Below are 26,077 nucleotides of genomic sequence, written 5' to 3'. Positions count from 1 at the left end.
TTGTGATTTCTGTACTTAGGTAGACTTGAAGATTTCCCCTTGCCACCAGATAAAAGAGCTAATCAATGAAAGGTTCTTTTGGGGCTAAACAATACACCATAAAAAGAACTGCATTTAAAACTTATCACTGATATCATCCTGAAAAATAGTTATTTACACGATAAAAATCACAAATATTAGAAATATAATCCATTCACGATAAAAATAAAGCTCATTCTATTTATGAAAAAATCATTTACTGCAGCGGCGATAATAACCTCATCAAACGAAATCACACCAGGAAACCAACAACACTCAGGTCACATTCAACTAAATGAGGCTCTTTCGTATGTTGTGTAGTGAATGCAAGGCATGTCAAAGCAAGAAAATAATTCACCGCGTCAAACGTTCATTTCTAGATAAATTTACAACCATCAAAGTAAGCTTTATCTGCCCGAGTTGCGGAAAGAAATACACTTTATAAAGCCCTAATACTATCTACATAAGTAATGATCACGCTAGACACTTGTCTAGCGTGATAACAGCAATTTAAAACCTTACTCTAACCACGTGACCTGTCGCCTCTATACGATGTTCGTAGTGCCATCCAAAGCGTTTTACCAACTTATCTGTAAGCTCCAATCCTAAACCAAAACCGAGATCACCCGTTTCGCCTGACTGGCTATCGCTATTGGTATTCATGATAAGCACCGAGTTTTCAACCTGAGTTATGACTACCCTGCCATGATGAGTATGTTGAAACGCATTTCTTATCAAGTTCGTAAGCACGATTCGACACCCGATCACGGGAAGCAATACCGAGTGTGGCGAGGTTTCTACCTCAATTGCGACATTTTTACCCTGAAGTAAGTAATGTAGCTCATCAATCAACTCTTCTATCAAAGCGCCCAAATCAACCTGCTCAGTCGGCAACGATGAATCGCTTTCCCGACTCATCCATAACAAGGTGTCGGTCAAATGCCCCATCGTCAAACTGGCTCGTTCAATACGCTCAACTATAGCCTGAGACTTTTCTGGATTACTTGTTCCGAGTTTTTTTAGCAGCTCTGTATTGGTACGAATAACGGCAATTGGTGTTCTTAACTCATGACTGGCATGTCGTAAGAAAACCTGCTCCCGCTCAAGACCATCCTGGACCGAATTCAGGCTATTTTTGATTAGCGTTGCCAATGTATTCAATTCGTTATAGCGAAAATCCGGAGCTGGATGTTTCAGGCTATCGGCACTTAATGATTTTGCCCAGTCACGTAGTCTCTCCACCGGTGATGCCACCGAGCGCATCATTAAAATCAATACCACGGAAAAAGTCACAATTCCTGTTATACAAAAAATTAGAATCCAAAGGAAATGGGAGAAATCTTCCTCGATTACGAAATCAGGTGGCGCGCCAACAAAAGAACGTGAGACGAAACGTCGTTCTCCCCGGCTATTGATCACTAACATTACAAAATAACCCGCCTCGGGCGGGCCGTAGAATAATGGGCCTTTAATATGCTTTTCCAGCACATAAAGTTCAGTTGGCGGGGTTGGTATATGTTGTCGGATATCTTCAGGAACATCTTGCCAATCACTGGCAACATTAAAACCAATCACTAGCTTCGGCAGACCTTGTCGAACTCCTTCTGCTTCAGCGGTATCAATCGCAGCGAAACGCATAGCCTTGTCCATACCTTTAATGAAGTAGCTGGCGGTCAACCCGGAAAACACCGTCACCAATGAAACACCAAGCAATAGCATCGCAGCCAGAAAGTACAGCCGGAGGCTAAGTCTGATTTTCATCTGCTCTCCTCAAGACAAACCCAAAACTAGTCATGGTATGGATCAGGGATGGTCCACCAGCCTGATCCAGTTGCTTTCTGATATTGAACACATGCACTTTCAAACTGTTGCTGTCTGGCTGCTCATCTCCCCAAACACGCTGCATCAACACCTCCCTCGAGACAGGGCTGGGACTCTCACGCATAAGCACCTCGAGGATCTTAATTGCAGTCGGTGATAACTTGAGCAACTGCTTGTTTCGATAAGCCATCTTCTGACTTAAATCTAGCTCGAGATCCTCGACAGTGAGCTTGTTTAACTGCCCGCTGCGGCGACGTGACAACACCTTGACTCTGGCAATTAGTTCTTCCATCGCAAAAGGCTTAACCAAATAATCATCAGCACCGGAATCAAAACCGACCAGCTTATCATCCAGGCTGTCTCGTGCCGTCAACATCAAAACAGGCGTGTCATTACCCAGCTCGCGCATTTGCCTGCACACCGTTAATCCATCCATTCGGGGCAGGTTCAAGTCCAAGATGATCGCCTGATACGAGTTCTTATTGATCAGGTTCAAACCAACCACGCCGTTAACGGCGTGGTCACACTGAATGGATTCGAGTTCCAGGTAATCGACAACAGCTGTTGCCAAATCCAGATCATCTTCTACCAGCAGCAGGTTTAGCATACTTCAGCAACCTTGTTTTCTTGCTTTGTCATATTGACCAGTTTAGCGAGTAACGACTTGATTTCACATTGAATCAATAACAAAGCCGGGATCAGGATCAGAGTGATCAAGGTCGCGAACAAAATACCATAGCCCAATGACGCTGCCGCCGGGATCAGGAACTGAGCTTGCATCGAGGTTTCTCCCAACAGTGGGGTTAATCCGGCAAAAGTCGTCACAGAGGTTAGTAAAACAGCTCGCAAACGCCCGGAGCAGGCCTCTTTAATTGCTTGCTTAACAGGAATACTGGCATCTTCCCTCAATTCGTTGAAACGTGAAACCAATAGCAAACTGTCATTAACCACGACCCCGCTCAACGCCAAAATACCGTTAAGCGACAAGATACTAATGGTCAAGTCATTCCACCAGTGACCCAGTATTGCCCCAACAATACCGAAAGGAATCGCTGTCATGATCAGCAACGGCTGAATATAGGACTTCAACGGTACAGCCAGCAGGACATAAATCGCCAGCAACGCAACAATAAACATATTGCCCATCGAACTGGTCGCTTCCTGCTGCTGCTCGGCCTCTCCGGCAAAATGCACACTCAAGTCCGGATACTGTCGCTGCAATTCAGGTACTATGTCTTGCTGCAATCGAGCCACCAACTCGTTGGGAGCAACAATCGCCTTATCGACAACAGCCGTGATATAGATAGCCCTCAAGCTATCAATGCGGGTAATTTCATCTTGCTGGTACTCTGAAACAACATTGGCAACTGTGCTTAACGGAACCACTGTGCCATCCGGGGTACGCACCCGAGACTGCATTATGTCGGCCATATTCTGACGTTTTTGCTCAGGGTATCGAACTCGAACTTTAACTTCGTCTTTGTTACGTTGATAACGCTGAACAATTTCACCACCAAAGGACTGCAATACCTGTTGTGACAAATTAGCCGTATCCATCCCCAATGTTCTGCCCTGCTCCGTGAGTTCAAACCGGATCTGCGGCAGGCCCGGATTCAGGTTGTCATCGATACCACTCACGCCCGGAGTCTGCGCCAGCAGGTCTTTAAACTTCAGCCCGGCCTGGCGGACAGTTGCATCATCCCACGCTTTAAGCTCCACCTTGAAGTTATCAACCATTTCAAAGCTGGACAAAAACTTCAGCTTCTTAACCCCTTCCGGCGATCCGCTAAGTCGCTCCCATTCCTGTTCGAACTCTGTCGAGGTATACAGCCCGTCAGATGTTAGCTCAACTTGCAATTTACCCGAGCTATCGTCTTCGGCAATAATCTGCAAACTTGTTATTCCACTTTTGGCAAGCAGGCCAGTATCTGATGAATTAGCAGTCGGGTTGCCATTTGCTTTTCGGGCAATGAGGTTACGGTCTGCCTGAAGAGCTGCTTGCTCAAGCTTCAATAGATTTCGATTCGTCTGTCCGAAACTCGCATCATTCTGCATTGACAGATCGGCCGTGACGACGTCACCCGGTATGTCCGGGAAAAATGCCACACGAACACTTCCAGTCATAGGCATTCCCGCTACCAGCACCATGAGGGCAATAAAGGCCAAAATGACGGCATAACGGAAATTCAATGCCCATTCAATCACGGGACAATAAATACGTCGGTTGAACCACATCAGCCCACTATCGGCACCATGCTGGATACGTGCCCACCAGCCTTTAATACCTTGTGGGATCTGGCGGTGAGTATTGAGGTGCGCCAGATGCGATGGCAGGATCAGCTTGGATTCAACTACCGACAACAACAAGCAAATGGTAACTACAGTACCGAACTGGGCATAAATCTGCCCTAAATCACCTGTGACATTCGACAAAGACATAAATGCTGCGACAGTTGTCAACACCCCGAACAGTGTAGGCACGGCGACCTTTAGCGTGCCTTTTATGGTATTGGCAAGGGTATCCCCATCCTGGCGCCGGGTAGCATATACACTCTCTCCAACAACGACTGCGTCATCGACCACTATCCCCAGCGCCATAATGAAACCGAATGTGGTCATTTCATTTATCGTCAATCCGGTAAAGCTGTCGCCCATAAAAAACAAGGTACCGAAAAAGACAAACGGCAGACCAGCTGCTACCCAGAAGGCCACGCGCAGATTAAGAAACAGGGCCAGAACAATAAACACCAATGCGATACCTGTCAGAGCGTTACTGGTCAGCAGTGACAGTCGATCTTTTATTAAAGTACTTTTGTCGTACCAAGTGACCAACTCGACGTTCGCAGGCAACAAACCACGCTGATGCCAGTTTTCGACCACTTGTTTAGCCTGCTCGACAATTTGGGTAACATCGCCATACTCATCCATGACGATCTCAATACCCATTCCGTTTGTTTGCTGATAACGAGACAAAGTAAACGGATCATCTTCGAATGCCTCGGTGACACTAGCAACATCACCAAGGGTAATAATGGTCCCTTGCGCAGTCGTGACTAACGGAATACGTGCAAATTCAGCTGCCTGGTATGCTTGTTCTGCCGCTTTAAGCCGTACCACCTTCTCACCGTTGCGCAGGCTTGTCGTCAAGATAGTAGATGATTCGGCATTGATCGCTGTTGCAATATCCGACAGAGACAGACCATAGGCCTGAAGCTGCCCTTCATCCACTTCGACAGAAATGATCGGCTCAGACTTACCTTTGATTTCCAAATCCCGGATCGATGACTGCGCCAGAAGATCAGCCTTTAACTTTTCGGCCAGTGCCTGCAGCGTTGCCCTGTCGGCATCGCCGTAAAGCTGAACCCAAAGGGCATGATCCTGCATTCTCGCTTTATCAATTACCGGATTTTCAGCATCGGCAGGAAAATTATATATGGCATCAACTTTAGTTTTGACATCAGTCAACAAAGTCTCAAGCTCGTAGTCACTGAGCTTCTCGATTCGTACCGAGCTTCCGTTGGCATCAGACGTCGATGTGATGCGCTTAATACCCGGCACCGTTTCCAATGCATCTTCAATTTTGATCGCAATACCTTCTTCGGCTTGCTTGGCATCGCCGCTGTCATAATTCACCGATACGGTGATGACGTTAGGCTCCATGCTGGGAAAGGCTTCCTTGCGAATAGAATTCAGCGACATGATACCAAGCACAATCATGCTAACCAGTAACAGGTTCGCCGCAACCGAGTTAATCGCAAACCAACCAATAATGCCGCCAGACTGCTTGGCCGCAGCTATATCCTGAGGAGATGTCATTGCTTACCCCTCCACAACCGGCTGAACATACATACCCTGTACGTAGCTGTTCAGCGGACGAATAACCACTCTGGCATACTCAGTGCCGTCAGGCGGAACCACATAGACATAGTTACTGTCTTCGAACTGTTTCTTGGCCTTGATACTGAACAAACTTTGGTTGTCATCGACGAGCCAAATCTCTCCTGTTTGCGAGATCACCGATGCAGGTAACTGCCACAGTTCGGATAAATCCCGGCCTTGCACTTTCGCTTCAACGAATGTACCTGCATACAAAGGGTTGGCTTGTTGCAGCGGCTGCTCGACCACAACTATCAATGAACGCTGCCGGCTTGCACTATCAAGGTGTTGCTCAACCCGTTCAACGTAACCTTGCCATTGCTTGTTCCCCTCGGTACTGGTTATTTCGACCGGCCATTGTTCATTACCGAGCGAATCTAGCGGCGGCAAATTCCCCCACTGATTGCCGGACAGCGGAATGCTGATTTCAACCCTGTCGGTACTGTAGAGCATAGCCACCTTGCTACCGGCCTGAATATAGCTGCCCGGCTGTACCTCCCTGGAAACAATTAAGGCATTGAAAGGGGCTTTGATTGTGGTCTTCCCCAAATCGCGCTTTGCTTTCTCCAGCTCCCGCTTGGCATTTTCCAATTTAGCTTCTGCTGCTTGTAGTTGCGGTTCGCGTAACACCAGGGATGAGTCCGGTTGGCCTTTGAGCCCGGATCGCTTCCACTCTTTCACGGCCTGCTGGCCCTGGCGCTGTTCTTCAAGCAACGCTAGCCTGGCATCAGCGACAGATGCCTTTGCACTGGCAACAGCCTGCTGGTAGTCCGTCTGATTCAATCTGACTAAGGCATCGCCCTTTTCAAACTCCAACCCCGTTTCAAAACGATCGGCCAGGCTCTCAACCTGTCCGCTAACCTCTGTGGTTAAATCAAGTTCATAGCGTGGTTTTGCTTCGCCATGCCCCGTTATCGTTGCCCTGTAATCACGTCGGGCAACTTCAACAATCGCAACATCAGGGTATTGAGGGCCGCGTGTTTCAACTGCGGGAGCAGTAACGGCACTCATCTGCTCGCCGTTAAAGGCTGCAACAGCAACAATACTGGCTGCAGAAGCAAGTGTTACTGCAATGGTAAGCATTTTTAGTTTCATGATGACACTCCAAGCCCTAGCGCCAGGCCTAAGTCAATTCGGTTTACGAGTCGGTTATACGTTATCTGTACCAGCTGAGATTGAAGATCAAACGTTTGTTGCTGTACCGATAACAGGTCAAGAATATCGACAAGCCCTTGTCGATATTTGGTTTGGTAATTAGTGACACTGCGAGAGGCGCTGCTTAGTGCTTGCTTCAGATGTAGCTGCTGTCGTTCCAGTGACTGCTCCTGACCCAAAGTGTTTTCAACTTCAGTGACAGCATTGAGCAAAGTTTCCTGATACGCCCAATAACTTTGTTCCGCTGTTAGCTCGGCAATATCAACCTGGGCTCTGAGCTTGCCCCCCTGAAACAACGGAGCTGTCAGTTGCCCTAGCAGGCTCCAGGCAGGACTTGTCAGTAAGGCATCACTCGGGCTGGAACCGATATCTGTCAGCGAAGCCGATAAACTGATCGACGGGAGCAGCGCTTTATAGGCAACAGAAGTTCGGTATTGCTCAGCGAGAATGGTGTAATAGGCAGCCTGCAAATCTGGTCGCCGCCCTAGATCTTGCTCGGGAAGTGACGCAAGTGGCTCGAGTACTTCCGGAAAATGCTGCTCTATATAAGGGGCCGAGGAAGATGGATCCCTGCCCAACAACTGATTTAGTGCACGGTATTCCTTGGCAAGCTGCTCTTTATAATCTGCCAGTATCGCCCTTGTCTGTGCACTGCTGCTACGGGCATTATCAAGCTCCTCCAGCTGCCCAAGCCCCACACGGTAACGCTCCAAAATAAAGGTTTCATTGTTTTCCAGAACCACCAGACGCTGAGTTTCGATGCTCAGCAATTGCTGCCTGAGATTAATCTGTAACCAGGCGCGCATAATATTCGCCGCCAGGGCATCCTGTGCAGCCTGAAAGTTAGCCTGTGAACTGGCTACATCCATCTGGGCAGCCCCGACGCCATCGCTGATCTTCTGCCACAAATCCAGCTCCCAGCTCACCGTCAGATCTGTGCTGTAACTCGTGTCCTTATCTTCTTCTCGTTTTCCACTGAACCCGGCACTCAGCGCCGGCAATTGATCACCAACGGCAAGTTTTTCCTGGGCATAGGCAATTTGGAGTGCCAATGCAGTTTGCTGAAGGCTGGGGTTCTGGGCCAACGCATCATCAACTAATTGTGTCAGCGTCGGTATGGCTACTAAATCGGTAAGCTGACTCGCCTGAGAGGCATCAGTTTGCTGATAACTCCATGCTTGGTGTTCGGCACGTGAGTCCTGTGCAGTTTGTTGGAAGTTCACACCGCCCGAGGTACTACAGCCGGTAATACCCAGTATCATGAGTGAAACAAGTGAGATCCTAAATTCACTTGGCAAAGTCATTAAGCCTGTCTCCTGAAATTTTCTGAAGCAAGCATAAAGATGAAGGCGTTAAGGCAGGGTTAATATAACGACGTATTTAATAAAGAAATTAATATATTCAACAGATAGAGTAACAGTGAATCCAATATAAGCATATTAGAACCTAATAATATTTATAACTATTACTATAAATGTTAAACGCTTTTGAAGAATATGAATTAAGTAAAAATATTTTAACTTTTTAAGTAATACATCCCCCTATCCAACCCAAAATAAGCCAAACAATCAACTGCAATAAGATCAAACATCAATACAAGCACCCAAATATGGAAAAACAACAGCCATAGCACCCTCAATGTTAATGAGTGGTTATCAGTAAATTGCTATTTGGTTGTCAGCAAAAGTTTGAATATATAAAACAAACAACTAGAGAAAATATAATACAAATTAAAAACTTAACATAATTAAAAATAAATCATTTGTAATATAAAATTTCTTTATGTGCATCTTGTTTATATGTTTACGTTGATTATGAGATCTGGGTCAAATTAAATATCAAAATATATTTCAATGTTTATATAAATATTTCAGACTTATTTAATACCTCTTTAGTAATATAACTATTATTAGCATCAAAGTGCATATATCTATTAATTTTTTGGAGTTGACATGAGTGTAGATCATGGGACCTATAAACAGCGCCGTAAAAAAGCCAGCGAGTTTGAATCGAGGGCGGCGTATTTAGAGCACGAGCTCTCAATTATGGATCTTAAGCGATGGCGAGTGCATTTGCCCTTTCGCGACTTTGGTATAGAGATCGAAGACTGGGTACCTGCCATTGCCGCAACCATAGGTAAAGTTGTCATGGTTACCGCCATGGTCGCCGCATTTGCTGCACAATTCGGCCTATCACAAGAGTTCGTGGCTGAAAACGTACGTTTTGAGCTATTGATTGCAGGACTTCTTTTTGTTGTTTTCTTCTCTGCCATCTTAAATCCGTTATCCAACCTGGCAGGTACTCATGGGCCAATGATCCCACTGATTCCATTAATTGCAGCCGCTGGAGGACACCCTCTCGCATTAGGAATTATGGTTGGTGTATTTGGTTTAATATTAAGTGCAACCAAAGGTGGATCAAGGTTAGTTAATTTAACCGGCGAAGGTGTTCGTGGTGGACTATTAATATACCTTGGTGCCGTTGGACTTATTGGACAATTAAATAAGTTCGAGTCATGGTCAGTCAGTTCTGGCCTGGATGCCGTTTCATTTATTGTTATTCTTACGACAATTGTTATTTATGCCTACCTTGCAAAAGTAGAAAAACGTTGGCTCGCTATTCCACTTTGTTCATTAATTGCAGGTGTAGTTGCATATATAATGGGTGTACCTTTTGAGTTTGTCACTGAGCCTGGCTTACCAAATATGAGCCCATTCTTCTGGTGGGGAGAAAATACTGGTTGGCAGCTTGGCTGGCCTCAACTAGAGCATTATATTGCAGTTATTCCTTTTGCCATTCTAGCCGTTGCTATGTGGTCACCAGATTTTCTTGGCCACCGTGTTTTCCAGGAATTAAACTACCCGAAAAGTGCCAAAGGCGCTCTGATGAACGTCGACGATACAATGGCAGTATGTTCTATTCGTCAGATGATCGGTGCGGGTCTGGGTGGTGGTAACCTGGCATCGTCTTGGGGTACTTACATGATCCCGGCAGCCATTGCTAAACGTCCGATCCCAGGTGGAGCACTGCTAACCGGTCTACTGTGTGTCTTGGCGGCTGTATTAGGCTTCCCGATGGATCTGGCTATGTGGGAACCTGTTCTGCGCGTTGCCCTGCTTGTCGGTGTATTCCTGCCGCTACTGGAAGCCGGTATGCAAATGGTGAAGTGTTCACGCAATTCACAAAGCGCTGGTATCTGTATGTTTGCCTGTGCACTGGTTAACCCTGTCTTTGGCTGGGCACTTACCATGCTGCTGGACAACCTGGGACTTATCGGCAACAAAGAACGTGCTGATTCTCTGTCCCGCACTGATAAGCTGATTATCCCGGCAACAGCAGTGATTGTTTGTGTCGGTGCATTGGCCCTTGTCGGTCAGTTGCCAGGTATCCCTGCACTGCTAGGCTAACGAGTCCTGCAAAAGCATTGGGCCGGACATTCTGGCCTAATGCGCACAATCAACAGGAAGCAAGGTGAAGCTTAATTTCACCCAACAAGCAATACCGAGCTTCCTGTTTACCACCCCAGTGAAATAATAATTCTAATTATCTTGGTTAAGAATATGCGATTGACAGACATGGCTCCAAACCATGCCCTGAGAATGCTGAAACATGGATTGTATTCTCTACTTATTAATCTGAAGTCTTTTTTCTTTCTTGCCTATCCAATGCTGCAGCTACTTTGTGGAGTGGGAATTGGCATCGGCATCCTACTCGGCTTTGCATCATCAAATGTCGAAGAAAGCAGCCATTTAATTACTCTGATATTTGCTAGCCTGAGCCTGTATTTATTCTTGCAGAAGAAATACTACCACCAGCTCTTGGCATGGTCCGATCCCCGTACTGGCAACGTTGTGAATATCAATTCCCATTCAGCTTAATCGGTAAACAGCAGGCAAGACTTTCCATCATGCTCGATACGTTGTACCTGCGTTACAAATATTGCTTCGAGCTGTTCAACCGTCATAACATCTTTCGGCCTGCCTTTGGCAACGCATGAGCCATTACTCAACAACAACACCTTGTCAGCCTCACGCAAGGTACGATTTAAGTCATGGTTTGCCATCACAACCGCAATACCTTGCTCTGCCATCATACGTATCAGTTTATACATGGCAGCTTCCTGGCCGATGTCCAGCGCAGCTGCTGGTTCATCAAGCAACAGCAATCTGGCCTCGGGGTTCAACGTAGGCCACACCTGAAGGCATGCAGCCGCAAGACGAACACGCTGCCATTCCCCGCCAGACAACTGCTGAATATTTCGGGTTAGCTTATCGGCTATGTTCAGGGCGCTACATACCTCATCTAATGCCGACTGAACACAATCAGCATCTAGCTCGCCAAGCGCCGACAGCGCCAAGGAAAGGTAATGGTAGACACCAACAGAAAAAGCAGGGCGATCCTGCTGGGCCAGATAGCAGCGCAGCCTTGCCAATGATTGCAAATCATACTCTTGCAATGATTTACCGAGCAGCTGTACTTCACCTTCCCCCTGAAACAGCCCGGATAACATCGAAATGGCAGTACTTTTACCACTGCCATTAGGACCAATTAGGTGAACGATCTCACCGGCCTCTATGGAAAATGAAACAGGCAACAGCCTAGGTGGCATCGCCAGATTCTTAGCATCTACAATCATCGCACTCTCATCTTCTGAACAACTCTTTGTTGCCTTATTTTAATTACACAGCCAGTAGTTATGGCATTGCTCATCAGTTTATCGCTATCAGTCAAGCTGTGAGCGCAGCAGCATCCAGATAAATATCGGCGCGCCAATGCTGGTTATAACGACACCGACTGGCAGTTCGGCCGATGGTAGGATAACTCTGGATAGCGTATCGGCAATAGCGAGCAGCAAAGCACCACACATTGCAGCGAGCGGCAGCAAGAAGCGGTTCTCGGTGCCTAGAGCCAAGCGAAGCAAATGCGGCACAACCAGACCGATAAATCCGATAACGCCTCCCAGGGCAACAGATGCACCCACCAGGAGTGAGACAATCAGGATCAACCGCCAGCGAAAGGCTGCTACGTCTAACCCCAGCTGTTTGGCCTGCCCTTCACCTAACATCAGCAAATCGAGCTTCTTGCCTTGCGAGCATAACCACGCCAAGACAGGCAGCACTAACACCAGCAGAGAAAGCTGTGACCAGTTCACGCCTCCGACACTGCCCATCAGCCAGTACATCAGCTGTCTGAGGTTCAGGTCGTCACTGAAATAAAACGCCCACGTCACGACGGCCCCGGAGAGGATCCCCAGCGCAACACCGATCAGCAGCAGCCTGGCCGTTGACACTTTACGCCGGCGGGACAGACCGACCAAGATCAACGTAAAGCACAATGCCCCAAGCATTGCGGCTAACATGGTTATCATTGGGTTTGGGACAAACGGCAAGGCAAATAACAGAACAACCAAAGCAAGGCTGGCGCCACCAGAAATACCAAGTACACCGGGTTCGGCCAAAGGGTTGCCTAGCAATACCTGTAATACGGCTCCAGAGGCCGCCAGAGAGGCCCCTATTGCCAGCGCAGCTAGTAACCGAGGCATCCGTAGCTGAAGCAGTAACTGTTGCTCCAGTCCGCCATCAGGCGACCATGGCCAGATAAAAATTTCGCCCACAGCGAGAGAGAAAAAACAGGCAACAAGCAATACCAAGGAAATCAGACCAACGCTGAATTTCCACCTGGCCTGCTGACGTAAAATGAGATCATGTAATTGCATGGGACGAACACGGTAAAAAAGAAGCGTTAACCATACCTTTTCACCGTGGGAATGAAAAGAAGGCCATTTAAGAATACTCTGTAAATCACCTTCATTTTCAGTAGATAAGCGAGTATTACTTTACAGATACCTGTTCACCGAAATGCACATCAGTTTTCTTGACCAACAAGCACGCACGCTGTCCAAGCGCAACATTCGGATTGGGGAATACCACGGACTCCCCGCCTTCCAGGGAGAAGTACTCGACACCCTCGTCGCCTCCCAGCAGTTTGCCCTGCTCAAAATAGGTAAAGTTGGCCTGGTTTGCCGGAAAGGTAAAATAAAAAGTATCCGTTTGTTTCATCAGGGTACGGGTCACCTTGTAGACACTGAGCTTATCGCCTTCCCACAACATAGGCAATTCGGGTTCGATCACCAAGGCGAGCATGGCAGCGTTGAAAGCCGCGAGACGTTCGAGGTCATTTTCCCCAAACTGCGCAACTTTGCCCAGCTCCATCGTCAATGCCTGCGCACCGAAATACTCGGCACTGTGCCAGCTGAACGTCGGTGATGGCGAGTTAGACAGTAATGCCGCTTCTATTTCGGCATGCTGCAAAAAAGCAAACAGCCGGTTACTCCGTGTCGGCTTATCACTGTATGGGCTAACGGCAAACGTATAGTGCTCAGAATCCCGAATGGCACAATGAAGATCCAGATGCCAGCGATCTGTGGTGTTTGCTGTTGAGCCTGCATAAAAAAGGCTTACAGCCTGTTGCAGCTGGTTGGCTGTGATACTGTCGATATTACGTTCTTCGTTGTAGCCTTTGAACAAGCGATTCATATTTTCATCGATGAAACGAGTGTGTGCATTAATCGCTTCTGGATGAGCAATGATCAGTAGCAGACGGTGAGCCGGAATAATATCTCCTTTCAACACTCCTTCTGCCAATTGCTGAACAAGTTCTATCGGGCTGGTCTCATCCCCATGAACCCCTGACGACAGGACGATATCTTTCTCGTTACCGTTTAAGTCAGCCGGCGTCACCTGAAGTACACCACGCATCAGCAACTGGCAATGGGCTCCTGATGATACTGTCCATTCACCACTTTCAAACGCTAACGACAAATCAAGGGTAGCCTGAAGAAACTTCCCATCTTTGACCTGCTGCAGAAATGCCATTTACAACCTCCATGTCTATACGGTTAACTGGTGAGTTCACTTGTCATTTGCGGCTATTTGTTACCAGCCGCAGAGAAACCCACCACAAACCAATATACAAGCTGATTACATCTTTGTAACCAGCTTGTTTCAGCAGAAGATCGCAAAAAAGAGAATAAAGTTATATATACCCAAAAAAAAGAAAACCCAAGTGAGTCTACACATCTCACTTGGGTTCTTTGTTACCTTGCTTAAAGCTACTATTTTTCGATTTCGATACTTTCTACGCGAGCTTTAAGTTTTTGACCTGGGCGGAAAGTAACAACACGGCGGGCTGAAATAGGAATATCTTCACCCGTTTTAGGATTTCTTCCTGGTCGCTCATTCTTGTCGCGAAGGTCGAAATTACCAAAACCTGATAGTTTCACCTGCTCGCCACTTTCAAGAGCTTTTCTGATTTCTTCAAAGAAGACTTCCACCGTATCCTTGGCGTCCCGTTTGCTTAATCCAACATTCTCAAACAGGTTCTCAGCCAAATCGGCTTTTGTGAGCGCCATAGATCATTCCCTCAAGACTATGTTGAATGGAGTACAGATATACCCCGTATATCTGCTGCGAATTAGTTTCGTGAGAACTGAGCAATTTATCAACGAATCACTATGCACCATATGTCGCATAATAACTGCTCACCCTCAACTAGAGACAAGTTTAAGCCAACTTGCTGATTTCCGCCAACTTTTTTAATTAAAGTTATCATCAAATAATTGATTTTTAATAGCAAGAAAAGGCTAATTCCATGCACCCGGTTGTGCTTAGAGATCACATAACCCCAAAATTAGTCCTGTTAAATCAGGGGCATACCGAATAACTCTCTAAAATAAGACCCAGAATCAGTAAATAGCGCTATCTATCAGAATGTTAGATATTTTTGAATACAGATCAAAAAAAAGCAGCCTTTTACGGCTGCTTTCATAAAACAATGACTTAAATAACAAAAAATTGCCGATCTAAGACAGATTGTTAATCAGTTAGTCACGCAGGCTTGCACCAAAGCGCTCCCCTAGTACTGCAACGATACCTTCTACGGCACCGGCAATATCAGCTTCTTCCAGCGTACGCTCAACCGACTGCAGTGAAAGCGCAATAGCAAGGCTCTTCTTGCCTTCCTCTACGCCTTTACCTACATAAACGTCGAACAGTTTCGCGTCAGTCAGGAACTCGCCACCGGCTTCCAGACAAGCGTTAACGATGTCGCCTGAAGCAACTGCTTCATCAACAACAACCGCGATGTCACGACGGTTTGACGGGAACTTAGATAGTGCAACCGCTTCAGGGATCACTTTAGTGTCAATCGCAGACCACTCGATTTCGAATACGATAGTGCGGCCGTTCAAACCAAACTTACGCTCAAGCTCTGGGTGAACCGTACCAATCACACCCACTTCTTTGCCGTCTACAACGATTGCTGCCGACTGGCCAGGATGAAGTGCCGGATGCTTAGCCGCTGTAAAGCTGTAAGCCTTCTCGTTTGCAGATAGCTCAAGAACAGCTTCCAGATCGCCTTTCAGGTCAAAGAAATCAACAGTGTTAGTTTCGATGTCCCAGTGCTCTTCGCTACGCGTACCGGCGATAACACCCGCCAGCATAGGCTCTTGACGCATACCATTTTCAGCAGATTCACACGGGATGAAACGCAGGCCGTATTCGAACAGGCGAACACGTGGTTGCTGGCGCTTCTGGTTATGGACAACAGTGTTAAGCAGGCCTTGGATTAAACCAAGACGCATTGCAGACATGTCCGCAGAAATCGGGAAAGGCAGGACTAGCGGCTCAACACCAGGAACGATCAGCTTCTGCTGCTCTGGCTCAACAAAGCTATAAGTGATCGCTTCTTGGTAACCACGATCCACAAGCAGGTTACGAACACGCTTAAGAGGAAGCTTGGCTTCAACGTGGTCGTTCATCTTAAGTGCTGCAGCAGGGTTCTGGTTTGGAATGTTGTCGTAACCGTAGATACGGCCAACTTCTTCGATCAGGTCCTGCTCAATAGCAATATCGAAACGCCATGTCGGTGCAATTGCAGTCCAGCCAGCGTCAGTCGCTTCAACCGTCAGGCCAAGACGCTCAAGGATCTCAACCACATCAGCATCAGCAATGTGGTGGCCTAGCAGGTTGTCCAGCTTAGTACGACGTAGTGATACTGTGTTTGGCTTAGGAAGATCGGCCTCAGACTCAACAGCCACAACCGGTGCAACTTCGCCGCCGCAAATTTCAACGATCAGCTGAGTAGCACGCTCCATTGCGCTGTACTGCAGTGCGTAATCCACACCACGCTCAAAACGCATAGAAGAATCAGTGTGCAGACCATAGCTACGTGCACGGCCGCGGATATGGTCAGGTGCGAAGAAAGCACACTCCAGCATAATATCTGTTGTTCCAGACATCACACCAGACAGTTCGCCACCGAAGATACCGGCGATAGCCAGTGCCTTGTCATGATCGGCAACAACCAGCGTATCGGCATTTAGCTCCGTTTCTGAGCCGTCAAGCAACGTCAGCTTCTCACCTTGCTCTGCCATACGAACCACAATGCCACCATTGATCTTAGCAAGATCAAAAGCGTGCATTGGCTGGCCCTGCTCAAGCAGAACATAGTTTGTAATATCGACAACCGGGTCAATTGAGCGGATACCACAACGGCGCAGTTTTTCCTGCATCCAAAGTGGTGTTTCAGCTTTTACATTGACGTTGCGAACAACTCGACCAAGGTAACGTGGACACGCTGCGCCCTCTTTAACTTCAATAGAGACCGTGTCATCGATAGACGGAGCGACGGCGTCAAACTGAGGCTCAGCCACGTCAGCGCGGTTAAGTACACCAACTTCACGCGCAAGACCACGGATGCTGAAACAGTCAGCGCGGTTTGCTGTCAGATCAACGTCAACGGTAACATCGTTAAGGCCCAGGAATTCACGGAAGTCAGTACCGATAACAGCATCTTCCGCAAGCTCCATGATACCGTCTGATTCTACGTCAATACCCAGTTCGGTGAATGAACAAAGCATACCGTGAGACGGCTGGCCACGCAGTTTTGCTTTCTTGATTTTGAAATCACCCGGCAACACAGCGCCCACAGTTGCAACTGCAACCTTCAGGCCCTGACGACAGTTCGGCGCACCACAAACGATGTCCAGAAGCTCTTCTGCACCAACATCGACTTTGGTTACACGTAGTTTGTCGGCATCCGGGTGCTGACCACACTCGACAACCTGACCCACTTTAACGCCGGTAAATGAGCCAGCAACAGGTAGTACATCGTCTACCTCCAGGCCAGCCATAGTAATTTGGTGAGTAAGCTCGTCAGTAGTAACCGCAGGGTTTACCCACTCACGAAGCCATGATTCGCTGAATTTCATAGTGTTTGAACCTCTGGATTACTTGAATTGTTTTAGGAAACGCAGGTCGTTCTCGAAGAACGCACGCAGATCGTTTACGCCATAACGAAGCATGGTCAGGCGCTCTACACCCATACCAAATGCGAAACCAGAGTATTTCTCAGGGTCAATGCCTACGCTGCGCAGTACGTTCGGGTGAACCATACCGCAGCCCAGAACCTCAAGCCATTTACCGTTCTTGCCTTTAACGTCTACTTCTGCAGAAGGCTCAGTGAACGGGAAATATGACGGACGGAAACGTACTTCCACTTCTTCTTCGAAGAAGTTACACAGGAAGTCATGCAGAATGCCTTTCAGCTGAGCGAAGTTTACGTTCTCGTCAACCAGCATACCTTCCACCTGGTGGAACATTGGGGTATGAGTCTGATCATAGTCGTTACGGTAAACACGGCCAGGTGCGATAAAACGGAATGGCGGTTTACCGTTTTCCATTGTACGGATCTGAACACCCGATGTATGGGTACGCAACATAAGATCAGGGTTAAAGAAGAAAGTATCATGATCCGTACGCGCTGGGTGATCTTCTGCGATATTCAGAGCATCAAAGTTATGGAATGCATCTTCAATCTCAGGGCCTGCCTCAACGTTGAAGCCAAGTTCACCAAAGAACTGCTCAATACGTTCAACAGTACGAGTAACAGGGTGCAGGCCACCATTCTCAATACGGCGACCAGGCAGAGTCACATCGATAGTTTCTGCAGCCAGTTTTGCTTCCAGCTCAGCACGCTGTAGTGCTTCTTTACGAGCAGAAATCGCCTGCTGAACAGCCTGCTTAGCTTTGTTGATGTTCTGACCAGCTTCGCGGCGTTCTTCCGGTGGAAGTTTACCCAAGCTCTGTAGTTGAAGGGTTAGTTCGCCCTTCTTGCCCAGATACTGGACACGGACTTCGTCCAGAGCGACTAGTGATTCAGCCTGCTCAATAGCTGCCGTTGCGTTGGCAATAATCTCGTCTAGATGTTGCATCGTTTCCTCATCCACCCACAGGTGGCGTCCTTAAGGGAGATATAAATTCGCGTAACGATACATACTAAAGAAACATGCGTCTAAATCCAAATTGAATCGCAATAAAAAGAGGGAATTGAACAAAATTAATGCCGCTTTGGTTCTTAGTGGTATAACACTTTCATAAATAAGTAATCAATCGCGTGGTGCCATGAAAAAAGGTGTAACTCTACGATAGTACTTGAATATAGTTATCAATATACGAATGATGCCCCAGTATGAACATGTTTGCTTATTCAGTTGTAGAGTGAAAGCTTAAATGAAAAGAGTGCACGCATTTGATAGCCTGAAATTACTGGCTATGTTGGCAATATTCGTTATTCATTACCCAATATTTTATTCTTATGGCGGCGAAGAAGAAAATGCCATTCACATCAGCCTTAATATCATTGCCCGTTTCGCCGTACCGTTTTTCTTTGCCGTCGCAGGTTACCTGTATTATTTCCAAAGCATGGCTGATACCAACCGCTACACATGGCGGTATCTGGCAAAACTTATCAGAATGTATATTAGCTGGACCCTGATTTATGTCCTTATTACCGGTATAATCTACAGGTTCTGGCACCCGGCCGAGTTTACCCAGGCATTGTTCTTTGAGGCGTTCTACCACGGCACTTTAGGCTCGCAAATTATGTGGTTCATGCCGGCTTTGACGATTGCGGTATTCATTCAGTTCATTGCCAACAAATGCAAAGCCGACTCCATACTGTTTGCAGTTGCCTCTGCCCTCCACCTTGTTGGGCTCAGCGGGCAGTCCTACCAACCTCTATTGCCATTTGAGCTCTTCAACCCGGATACAAATACCTTCTTTGTGAACTCTCGAGATCCCCTCTTCTTCGGCCTGTTCTATGTCACCTTTGGCTATCAGCTGGCCAAAGTAAATGCCGTTAGTCTCTTTAAAAAAATGCCATGGCCGGTGTACCTGGTTGGCGTTATGATTTTTTCCGGACTATCAGTCGTAGAAGGCTTGTGGTTGGTTAAGGGCCATGGCGGTATCCTTGCCGACTATTATTTAATGACAATACCTGTGACGTTATCATTTGTTGCCCTGGCACTGACGCTGCCAAGAACAGACAAACCTTCGCTATTTGCAAAGGGCGGTGAACATAGTGGTGAGATTTACTTAAATCACGGCGTACTCAACATCACGGTAATGTCATTGTTTTTCCACATGGGGGCTTATTCTAATCCTGAGATTAACGCCGCACTGAGTAATAACCTGGCACTGCAAGTACTGCTTGTTCCTGCCGCTTTTACCATCAATCTGATATTATACTTTTCAATCCGGAAGCTATTCCAACGCTGTTTTGGCAAGCAGGTACTCGGGGCTTACCGCGAGTCAGCAATGGTACTCAGCGCTTTCTGGCTCTTATTCTTCTATGCGCAAGACGGGCAGAACGGCAGTTTATTTGACATCAGTAACCCAATGACGATCGCCAAAGCTATAATTGTCTGCTGCATCAGCTATTATGCTTTTCTTCGCTGGCTTACCCCAGGGAGTAAACGAATGGCAGTGCCTGCCTACAAACATATTGGCGTAGCCATCGTTGTTTCCGGCTACTGGTTAGTACTTTCTATGACTGGGTTGCTAAACATGCTGCTGGGGGTTTATCAAATGAATATAAACCCATATCTTGCTGTACTCTCTAGTCCGTTAGTTACCTTTAGTATTCTGATTATTCTTTCTGTAGGAGTCACCCTCGCGATTCAGAGGTTAGCTTATTCACCTCGTATTGAAGCACAGAGAGAAATTAGCGAAAGCTACTAACAAACTGGCCTATATTGCCGAGCACTGACTCTTCATTAAACCAGTACTCGGCTTGAAGTTTACTCTTCGAGAATAAAGAGCAATTTCGCTTAAGTCTTATTTAGCACCACAGTTTGACAGCCCAACTTCCTGCCAGACACCCCAAGGTCCCGAATCAGACGGGTTATCGCCCTGAGTCCACCACTGCGCTTGCCACACTTTACCGGCCCATTTTACCTTGTCCCCCGTGTTGTAAACCTTTACTGGGTCCCAGCCACCATCGCATGTACCAGGGTTCCCACTATCAGTGGCAACCGCACTAATGTTAGCGGTATAAGCTGTCGCTGCCTTATCTGTTGAGAAATTCAGGGCAACCGTCGCCGTTCCTGCCGCAGAGGCGCCGAACTCAACCGCAACCGAGCAAGCCTGACTAGCACTTAGGGTTTTGGCAGAACACGTATCGCGACTGATCACAGGGCGCTGGGCAGTTCCCCCGTACCCAAGTTCAACTTTGGTGACTGTAAAGCCTGTTGTACCGGTATTGGCCACCTCAAATGTATGAGCTTTAATTTCTCCAACCTTAAATCCGGCTAACGTCTGCTGCTTGGTATACCCGACAGAAATGTTACCTGACGGACTGGCAATGACGCCATCTACCCAGTTTCGCAAAGCCGCAATATCACTATAAACACCATATTTGCCCGGCCTTGCACACCCGATCCCCCAACTGACCACACCTAACTGGGTAATGGTTCCAGAGCGATTAACAACAATAGGGCCACCACTGTCACCCTGACAGGAATCCTTGCCCCCCTGAGGCAACCCGGCACAGAATGAAACTGCACCAACATTGGTATAGCTGCCTCCGGCAGTACGACATGTCGCATCCGACACCAAAGGCACATCAACCTCCATCAGCACGGATGGCGAACTCCCGCCTTCCTGAGTGCGACCAAGCCCGGCAACTGTTAACCAGTCCCCCACACCTGCGTACTGAGTCAGTGAACCCTGTGCAATCTCAACCTTCTGTGCACCAACGAGTATACGGTCGAGTTTCAATACCGCTATATCATTGTCCAGATTGCGTGAGTTGAAGTTAGGATGGATATAAATATTAGATACATTGGCTCTTTGGCCATCAGTTCCATTATATTTCATCCCTCCAACCTTGACGGCTATCTGATTCGGAGCATCACCATCCACACAGTGGGCCGCCGTAAGAACATAGCCACCTCCCAGGTAACTCGCTCCACAGTAGGAACGGTTACTATATCTACTCACAATTTGCGTATAGAACCCCCACTCTGCCGCATTGGCAGGCTTGCCACCCACAATACGAGGTTCATTCTTTGGAGAAATAGTATTCCCGTTATCAGCCACCGCCGGGATAGAAAACAACATCGCAGCAGCTAACGATACATGCCCTATTGATTTCAATTTATCGTCCTCTTGATTAATGATTAATTAGTAAACAATTCAGATATTTACATCACATATAAAACCAAGCAGATATTTATAAAATTCCAAATATAGGGAGTGCAAACTATAAAAATTCTCGAGAGAAATCCCAGTTATTCAATCAGAAATACATTCATTGCCCTATCAGAGTGAGAGGCATCAATACGAGAGTAGAGAGTAGAGAGTAGAGCTTAAAGGCAGCACGAAGAAGAGAGGTGAAACAATAGGAAAGCCACAAAAGAAAAAAGGAGAGCCGAAGCTCTCCTTTTCACATCAAACTGGACTGAAATTACAGTGCAGCTTTTGCTTTTTCAACTAGTACTGTGAAAGTAGCTTTGTCGAATACAGCGATGTCAGCAAGGATCTTACGATCGATCTCGATAGATGCTTTCTTAAGACCGTTGATGAAGCGGCTGTAAGACATACCGTTTTGACGAGCAGCAGCGTTGATACGTGCAATCCATAGTTGACGGAAAGTACGTTTCTTGTTGCGACGGTCACGGTAAGCGTACTGACCAGCTTTAGTTACCGCTTGGAAAGCTACGCGGTAAACACGTGAACGTGCACCGTAGTAACCTTTAGCTTGTTTAAGAACTTTCTTGTGACGTGCACGTGCTTGTACACCACGTTTTACGCGAGGCATAGGAGACTCCTAACTAAATTAAAATATAAAACTAAAAACTATTAAGCGAACGGAAGCATACGTGCAACTGCTGCAACTTCACATGCTGGAAGAATCGCATTTGGACGAAGCTGACGCTTGTTCTTAGTAGTACGTTTAGTAAGGATGTGACGCTTAGTCGCGTGCTTAAACTTAAAGCCACCAGCAGTTTTCTTGAAACGCTTAGCAGCACCTTTGTTGGATTTCATCTTAGGCATGATGAGACTCCGCATTGTTGATAGTTAATAACATAGTAATCAGGCGAACAAAAAGCGCTGCTGTTAAGCAGCGCTTTGTGCTACTTGAATGCCGTAATTACTTCTTCTTTGGGGCAAGCATCATCGTCATTTGACGACCTTCAACTCGATTAGGGAAGCTCTCTACAACCGCTAGGTCAGCTAGCTCTTCCTTAATACGATTTAGAAGGTCAATACCCAGACTCTGGTGGGCCATTTCACGACCGCGGAAACGCAGTGTGACCTTACCCTTGTTGCCCTCTTCTAAAAAGCGAGTCAGGTTGCGCAGTTTTACCTGATAATCGCCTTCGTCTGTACCAGGACGGAATTTAACTTCCTTAACCTGGATTTGTTTCTGCTTTTTCTTTTGCTCTTTAGCAGCCTTGCTCTTTTCGAACAGGTACTTGCCATAGTCCATCACACGACAGACTGGTGGCTCGGCATTAGGGCTGATTTCAACTAGATCTACTCCAGCTTCATGAGCAATATTCATTGCTTCTTCAATAGAAACAACACCGACTGACTCGCCGTCAAGACCAGTTAAACGTACTTCACGTACGCCGCGAATTTCACCATTCAAACGATGTGCGTTTTGCTTAACTGGTGCTTGTGTTCTTCTTCCGCCTTTAATACCTTATTCCTCCAAAACATTGAGCTTGCGACTGCTAATATCTTGCTGCAAGAATGCAACAAGATCGTCAATCTTAAATTTACCCAAATCTTTACCCTTGCGAGTACGAACTGCAATCTCGCCTGCTTCGACTTCTTTGTCGCCGCAAACAAGCATGTAAGGCACTCGCTTCAAAGTATGTTCGCGAATTTTAAAGCCAATCTTCTCATTTCTCAAGTCCGCATTGACTCTAATTCCACTTTTTTGCAGTTTTTCTACTACTTCTTGTACATATTCTGACTGACTGTCAGTAATATTCATCACTACAGCTTGTTGAGGCGCCAACCAAGTTGGGAAGAAGCCTGCGTATTCTTCAATCAGAATACCAATGAAACGCTCTAGTGAACCAAGAATAGCACGGTGAATCATAACCGGAGTGTGACGTTCGTTGTCTTCACCCACGTATGTTGCACCAAGACGCTCAGGCAGAGCAAAGTCTAGCTGAACGGTACCACACTGCCAAGCACGATCTAGGCAGTCATGCAGGGTAAACTCGATCTTAGGACCGTAGAATGCACCTTCGCCTTCTTGAATTTCAAAAGGAATTTCCATTGATTCAAGAGCAAGCGTCAGGTCAGACTCTGCTTTATCCCACATTTCATCAGAACCTACGCGCTTTTCAGGGCGTGTAGATAGCTTAACAACAATGTTGTCAAAACCAAATGTCTGATAAGTATCATAAACCATTTTAATACAAGATGTAACTTCTTCTTGTACCTGAGCTTCTGTACAGAAGATGTGTGCATCATCCTGAGTAAAGCCACGCACACGCATAATGCCGTGCAGCGCACCAGAAGGCTCGTTACGGTGACATGAACCGAACTCGGCCATACGCAATGGCAGATCACGGTAAGACTTCAGGCCTTGGTTGAAGATCTGAACATGACCTGGGCAGTTCATCGGCTTGATAGCGTACTCACGGTTCTCTGAAGAGGTTGTGAACATTGCTTCTGCATACTTGTCCCAGTGGCCAGAACGTTCCCAAAGCACGCGGTCCATCATCAGAGGACCCTTAACTTCCTGGTAACCGTACTCAGTCAGCTTCTCGCGAATGAATACTTCCAGATCACGGAAGATTGACCAACCATTGTGGTGCCAGAACACCATACCCGGCGCTTCTTGCTGCATGTGGAAAAGATCAAGCTGTTTACCGATTTTACGGTGGTCACGCTTTGCGGCTTCTTCCAGGCGAGTCAGGTGCGCCTTCAGTGCTTTCTTATCATGGAAAGCAGTACCGTAGATACGCTGAAGCATCTTGTTGTCGCTGTCACCACGCCAGTATGCACCAGCAACGTTCAGCAGGGTAAAGTGCTGACAGAAGCCCATGTGCGGTACGTGTGGGCCACGACACATATCGATGTATTCTTCGTGGTGATACAGGCCAGGACGATCATCACGAGAAACGTTCTCGTCAAGGATTTCCACTTTGTACGGTTCTTCACGTGATTCAAACGTATCACGTGCTTCCTGCCAGCTTACCTTTTTCTTGATAACTTGGTATTTGGTCTTCGCCAGTTCTTTCATACGCTTTTCAATCTTTTCAAGATCTTCTTGCGTAAGTGACTCGTCAAGGTCAATGTCGTAGTAGAAGCCGTTGTCGATGGTTGGACCAATCGCCATTTTCGCTTGTGGGTAAAGCTGCTTCAGTGCGTGGCCAAGAAGGTGAGCACAAGAGTGGCGAACGATCTCCAGACCGTCGACTTCGTCTTTAGCCGTGATAATTTCAAGGCTGGCATCTTCTTCGATAAGGTCACACGCATCGACGCGGTTACCATTAACGCGACCGGCAATGGTCGCCTTCGCAAGACCTGGACCGATCGATTGCGCGACTTCAAAAGTAGAAACTGGGTTGTCAAATTGACGCTGACTGCCGTCAGGAAGAGTAATTACAGGCATGAATATGTCCTTTCACAGTGGTGCCACACACCAAGTAGCACATGTTGAATATATATAAGCTTTGGAAAGCTTAGATGAATGAGTAAAAGCTTCTGAACCAGTCCCGCAATACTGAGCAGTACAGAGAACAGAAACGAAGGTGGAACTATATCAAACGGTTGTGACTGATTGCAAAGGCCCTGACAAATTTAATTGTTTTATACCCATGCTGCCTCTCACACGACATTAAAAGCAGTTTTGTACTCGATTGTAATAAGTCGTGACATTTCCGGACAATCCTTGGATAGCCGATACCAAACCCATTTTGTACAGTGTTCACATCTTGATTAATGACAACAATTCAAACTCATAGACGGAATTCAACCATGAAAAAGCTAACACTGTTCATCGCCGCGTCACTTCTATCCTCCCAGGCATTTGCAGGAGACACCTATATCCGCAATGGTAATATTTACACCAACGAGGGAGCAGGCTTTGTAGAAGCAGGCGTTGTTACCGGCAGCGAACTATACAAAGGCCAGGATAAAACAACGGCCGTGGTGCTTAACGGTGGCTATCACGGCGAAGACTTCAACATTGACTTGAGCGGTATTAACTATCGCTTTATCGGTACTGACAACGATCTAGTCAACATGAGTGCTTATTTTACAGCAGGCGGTACCGGATATGATGCTGGTGATGCTGACGGGCTGAAAGGAATGAAGGATCGCAAGATGAGCGGTGATCTGGGCCTTAACGCTGACTTCCATCTTGGCCTGGGAACTGTCTCCACATTCTTGCAACACGATGTTACCGGGGCCTATAAAGGATTCATTGGCGGTGCCAAGTACTTCCACGTAATGAACCTCGGTGTTGCCGACTTCGTACCGTTTGCAGGTGTGAGCTACCTGAGCAAAGACTTTGTCGACTATTACTATGGCGTTAAAGCCTCAGAGGCGACTTCGTCACGCAAAGCGTACAAAGGTGATAACGACTTTGCCTTCAATGTCGGATATAAGCTTGTGGTCCCTGTAACAGACAGTATCGACATTACGCAAAGTACAGCCTATACCCGACTGGGCTCTAAGATCTCAGACTCACCGATTGTCGACAGCGCGAACCAATGGGTAGTCGGTGCAACCGTCGCCTACCACTTCTAACTATTGCCTATATAGGGAGTTGCACCCTACCCTTGGGCGCAGCTCCCCTATTAACTTACCTTTACTGTCACAACTGCAAGCTCCTCCCC

General features: G+C 47.0%; 20 protein-coding genes. 4 read left to right on the top strand and 16 right to left on the bottom strand.

Annotation, left to right across the window (positions count from 1 at the left end):
• Nucleotides 1-528: 528 nt before the first annotated feature.
• From EIZ48_RS11515 to EIZ48_RS11495, 5 genes are read right to left on the bottom strand one after another with little or no spacing between them, the layout of a single operon-like run.
• Nucleotides 529-1,779, bottom strand: a complete 1,251-nt coding sequence (locus EIZ48_RS11515) for a sensor histidine kinase (protein ID WP_160651241.1) — start codon at nucleotides 1,777-1,779, stop codon at nucleotides 529-531.
• Nucleotides 1,763-2,446: a response regulator transcription factor gene (locus EIZ48_RS11510; protein ID WP_160651238.1), complete on the bottom strand. Its 684-nt coding sequence runs from the start codon at nucleotides 2,444-2,446 to the stop codon at nucleotides 1,763-1,765. Before EIZ48_RS11510 ends, EIZ48_RS11515 begins: the two co-directional genes overlap by 17 nt.
• Nucleotides 2,440-5,655: an efflux RND transporter permease subunit gene (locus tag EIZ48_RS11505; protein WP_160651235.1), complete on the bottom strand. Its 3,216-nt coding sequence runs from the start codon at nucleotides 5,653-5,655 to the stop codon at nucleotides 2,440-2,442. The genes EIZ48_RS11510 and EIZ48_RS11505 overlap by 7 nt, the downstream gene beginning before the upstream one ends.
• A gap of 3 nt (nucleotides 5,656-5,658) precedes the next feature.
• Nucleotides 5,659-6,810 carry an efflux RND transporter periplasmic adaptor subunit gene (locus tag EIZ48_RS11500; RefSeq protein ID WP_160651232.1) on the bottom strand — a complete coding sequence of 384 codons (1,152 nt, stop codon included), beginning with the start codon at nucleotides 6,808-6,810 and terminating at the stop codon, nucleotides 5,659-5,661.
• Complete coding sequence (locus EIZ48_RS11495) at nucleotides 6,807-8,174, bottom strand: TolC family protein (RefSeq protein ID WP_160651229.1); 1,368 nt, start codon at nucleotides 8,172-8,174, stop codon at nucleotides 6,807-6,809. The genes EIZ48_RS11500 and EIZ48_RS11495 overlap by 4 nt, the downstream gene beginning before the upstream one ends.
• Nucleotides 8,175-8,822: 648 nt before the next feature.
• Between EIZ48_RS11495 and EIZ48_RS11490 the strand changes: the two genes are divergently transcribed.
• Nucleotides 8,823-10,277 carry a DUF3360 family protein gene (locus tag EIZ48_RS11490; protein WP_075763438.1) on the top strand — a complete coding sequence of 485 codons (1,455 nt, stop codon included), beginning with the start codon at nucleotides 8,823-8,825 and terminating at the stop codon, nucleotides 10,275-10,277.
• Nucleotides 10,278-10,430: 153 nt separating this feature from the next.
• On the top strand, nucleotides 10,431-10,748 hold the full coding sequence (locus EIZ48_RS11485) for a hypothetical protein (RefSeq protein ID WP_160651226.1): 318 nt from the start codon (nucleotides 10,431-10,433) through the stop codon (nucleotides 10,746-10,748).
• Here the strand turns inward: EIZ48_RS11485 and btuD are convergent.
• The 6 genes from btuD to pheS form a co-directional block, all read right to left on the bottom strand.
• Nucleotides 10,745-11,506, bottom strand: coding sequence for a vitamin B12 ABC transporter ATP-binding protein BtuD (btuD, locus tag EIZ48_RS11480; RefSeq protein ID WP_160651223.1), 762 nt, complete (start codon nucleotides 11,504-11,506; stop codon nucleotides 10,745-10,747). The genes EIZ48_RS11485 and btuD overlap by 4 nt on opposite strands.
• A gap of 87 nt (nucleotides 11,507-11,593) precedes the next feature.
• A complete protein-coding gene (gene btuC, locus EIZ48_RS11475) occupies nucleotides 11,594-12,586 on the bottom strand; it encodes a vitamin B12 ABC transporter permease BtuC (protein WP_160651220.1) in 993 nt (330 codons plus the stop codon).
• Nucleotides 12,587-12,701: 115 nt separating this feature from the next.
• The gene (locus EIZ48_RS11470; RefSeq protein WP_160651218.1) at nucleotides 12,702-13,745 is read right to left on the bottom strand and encodes a succinylglutamate desuccinylase; all 1,044 of its coding nucleotides are present in this window, start codon (nucleotides 13,743-13,745) and stop codon (nucleotides 12,702-12,704) included.
• A 239-nt stretch (nucleotides 13,746-13,984) separates the two neighbouring features.
• Nucleotides 13,985-14,281, bottom strand: a complete 297-nt coding sequence (gene ihfA / locus EIZ48_RS11465; RefSeq protein ID WP_075763434.1) for an integration host factor subunit alpha — start codon at nucleotides 14,279-14,281, stop codon at nucleotides 13,985-13,987.
• A gap of 471 nt (nucleotides 14,282-14,752) precedes the next feature.
• Nucleotides 14,753-17,140: a phenylalanine--tRNA ligase subunit beta gene (gene pheT / locus EIZ48_RS11460; RefSeq protein ID WP_160651215.1), complete on the bottom strand. Its 2,388-nt coding sequence runs from the start codon at nucleotides 17,138-17,140 to the stop codon at nucleotides 14,753-14,755.
• An 18-nt stretch (nucleotides 17,141-17,158) separates the two neighbouring features.
• A complete protein-coding gene (gene pheS, locus EIZ48_RS11455; protein ID WP_160651212.1) occupies nucleotides 17,159-18,142 on the bottom strand; it encodes a phenylalanine--tRNA ligase subunit alpha in 984 nt (327 codons plus the stop codon).
• A gap of 298 nt (nucleotides 18,143-18,440) precedes the next feature.
• Between pheS and EIZ48_RS11450 the strand changes: the two genes are divergently transcribed.
• Nucleotides 18,441-19,949 (top strand): acyltransferase family protein, encoded by a 1,509-nt coding sequence (locus tag EIZ48_RS11450; RefSeq protein WP_160651209.1) that lies wholly within the window; start codon nucleotides 18,441-18,443, stop codon nucleotides 19,947-19,949.
• A gap of 96 nt (nucleotides 19,950-20,045) precedes the next feature.
• Here EIZ48_RS11450 and EIZ48_RS11445 read toward each other — a convergent pair whose 3' ends face one another.
• The 5 genes from EIZ48_RS11445 to thrS form a co-directional block, all read right to left on the bottom strand.
• Nucleotides 20,046-21,329, bottom strand: a complete 1,284-nt coding sequence (locus EIZ48_RS11445) for a trypsin-like serine protease (protein ID WP_160651381.1) — start codon at nucleotides 21,327-21,329, stop codon at nucleotides 20,046-20,048.
• 346 nt (nucleotides 21,330-21,675) lie between these two features.
• Nucleotides 21,676-22,029, bottom strand: a complete 354-nt coding sequence (rplT, locus tag EIZ48_RS11440; protein ID WP_007469869.1) for a 50S ribosomal protein L20 — start codon at nucleotides 22,027-22,029, stop codon at nucleotides 21,676-21,678.
• Between the two features lie 41 nt (nucleotides 22,030-22,070).
• Nucleotides 22,071-22,265, bottom strand: a complete 195-nt coding sequence (gene rpmI / locus EIZ48_RS11435; RefSeq protein WP_007469870.1) for a 50S ribosomal protein L35 — start codon at nucleotides 22,263-22,265, stop codon at nucleotides 22,071-22,073.
• A gap of 97 nt (nucleotides 22,266-22,362) precedes the next feature.
• Nucleotides 22,363-22,914 (bottom strand): translation initiation factor IF-3, encoded by a 552-nt coding sequence (infC, locus tag EIZ48_RS11430; protein WP_075763429.1) that lies wholly within the window; start codon nucleotides 22,912-22,914, stop codon nucleotides 22,363-22,365.
• A 3-nt stretch (nucleotides 22,915-22,917) separates the two neighbouring features.
• Nucleotides 22,918-24,849 carry a threonine--tRNA ligase gene (gene thrS / locus EIZ48_RS11425; protein ID WP_160651206.1) on the bottom strand — a complete coding sequence of 644 codons (1,932 nt, stop codon included), beginning with the start codon at nucleotides 24,847-24,849 and terminating at the stop codon, nucleotides 22,918-22,920.
• Nucleotides 24,850-25,214: 365 nt separating this feature from the next.
• On the opposite strand from thrS, the gene ompV reads away from it, so the two are divergent.
• Nucleotides 25,215-25,988 (top strand): outer membrane protein OmpV, encoded by a 774-nt coding sequence (gene ompV, locus EIZ48_RS11420; protein WP_160651204.1) that lies wholly within the window; start codon nucleotides 25,215-25,217, stop codon nucleotides 25,986-25,988.
• The last annotated feature ends 89 nt before the right edge of the window (nucleotides 25,989-26,077 follow it).

The sequence above is a fragment of the Photobacterium alginatilyticum genome (assembly GCF_009910675.1).
GTDB classification, from domain to species: Bacteria; Pseudomonadota; Gammaproteobacteria; order Enterobacterales; family Vibrionaceae; genus Photobacterium; species Photobacterium alginatilyticum.
This window is presented reverse-complemented; position numbering and strand designations above follow the sequence as displayed.

Bases quoted from the DNA above. Each gene is read 5' to 3' on its own strand.
- EIZ48_RS11510 (WP_160651238.1), bottom strand. From the start codon at position 2,446: ATGCTAAACCTGCTGCTGGTAGAAGATGATCTGGATTTGGCAACAGCT.
- btuC (WP_160651220.1), bottom strand. From the start codon at position 12,586: ATGCAATTACATGATCTCATTTTACGTCAGCAGGCCAGGTGGAAATTC.
- thrS (WP_160651206.1), bottom strand. From the start codon at position 24,849: ATGCCTGTAATTACTCTTCCTGACGGCAGTCAGCGTCAATTTGACAAC.
- EIZ48_RS11445 (WP_160651381.1), bottom strand. From the start codon at position 21,329: ATGTTGTTTTCTATCCCGGCGGTGGCTGATAACGGGAATACTATTTCT.
- EIZ48_RS11515 (WP_160651241.1), bottom strand. From the start codon at position 1,779: ATGAAAATCAGACTTAGCCTCCGGCTGTACTTTCTGGCTGCGATGCTA.
- pheT (WP_160651215.1), bottom strand. From the start codon at position 17,140: ATGAAATTCAGCGAATCATGGCTTCGTGAGTGGGTAAACCCTGCGGTT.
- EIZ48_RS11490 (WP_075763438.1), top strand. From the start codon at position 8,823: ATGAGTGTAGATCATGGGACCTATAAACAGCGCCGTAAAAAAGCCAGC.
- rplT (WP_007469869.1), bottom strand. From the start codon at position 22,029: ATGCCTCGCGTAAAACGTGGTGTACAAGCACGTGCACGTCACAAGAAA.
- EIZ48_RS11505 (WP_160651235.1), bottom strand. From the start codon at position 5,655: ATGACATCTCCTCAGGATATAGCTGCGGCCAAGCAGTCTGGCGGCATT.
- rpmI (WP_007469870.1), bottom strand. From the start codon at position 22,265: ATGCCTAAGATGAAATCCAACAAAGGTGCTGCTAAGCGTTTCAAGAAA.
- EIZ48_RS11470 (WP_160651218.1), bottom strand. From the start codon at position 13,745: ATGGCATTTCTGCAGCAGGTCAAAGATGGGAAGTTTCTTCAGGCTACC.
- btuD (WP_160651223.1), bottom strand. From the start codon at position 11,506: ATGATTGTAGATGCTAAGAATCTGGCGATGCCACCTAGGCTGTTGCCT.
- EIZ48_RS11495 (WP_160651229.1), bottom strand. From the start codon at position 8,174: ATGACTTTGCCAAGTGAATTTAGGATCTCACTTGTTTCACTCATGATA.
- EIZ48_RS11450 (WP_160651209.1), top strand. From the start codon at position 18,441: ATGAAAAGAGTGCACGCATTTGATAGCCTGAAATTACTGGCTATGTTG.
- ompV (WP_160651204.1), top strand. From the start codon at position 25,215: ATGAAAAAGCTAACACTGTTCATCGCCGCGTCACTTCTATCCTCCCAG.
- EIZ48_RS11500 (WP_160651232.1), bottom strand. From the start codon at position 6,810: ATGAAACTAAAAATGCTTACCATTGCAGTAACACTTGCTTCTGCAGCC.
- pheS (WP_160651212.1), bottom strand. From the start codon at position 18,142: ATGCAACATCTAGACGAGATTATTGCCAACGCAACGGCAGCTATTGAG.
- EIZ48_RS11485 (WP_160651226.1), top strand. From the start codon at position 10,431: ATGCGATTGACAGACATGGCTCCAAACCATGCCCTGAGAATGCTGAAA.
- ihfA (WP_075763434.1), bottom strand. From the start codon at position 14,281: ATGGCGCTCACAAAAGCCGATTTGGCTGAGAACCTGTTTGAGAATGTT.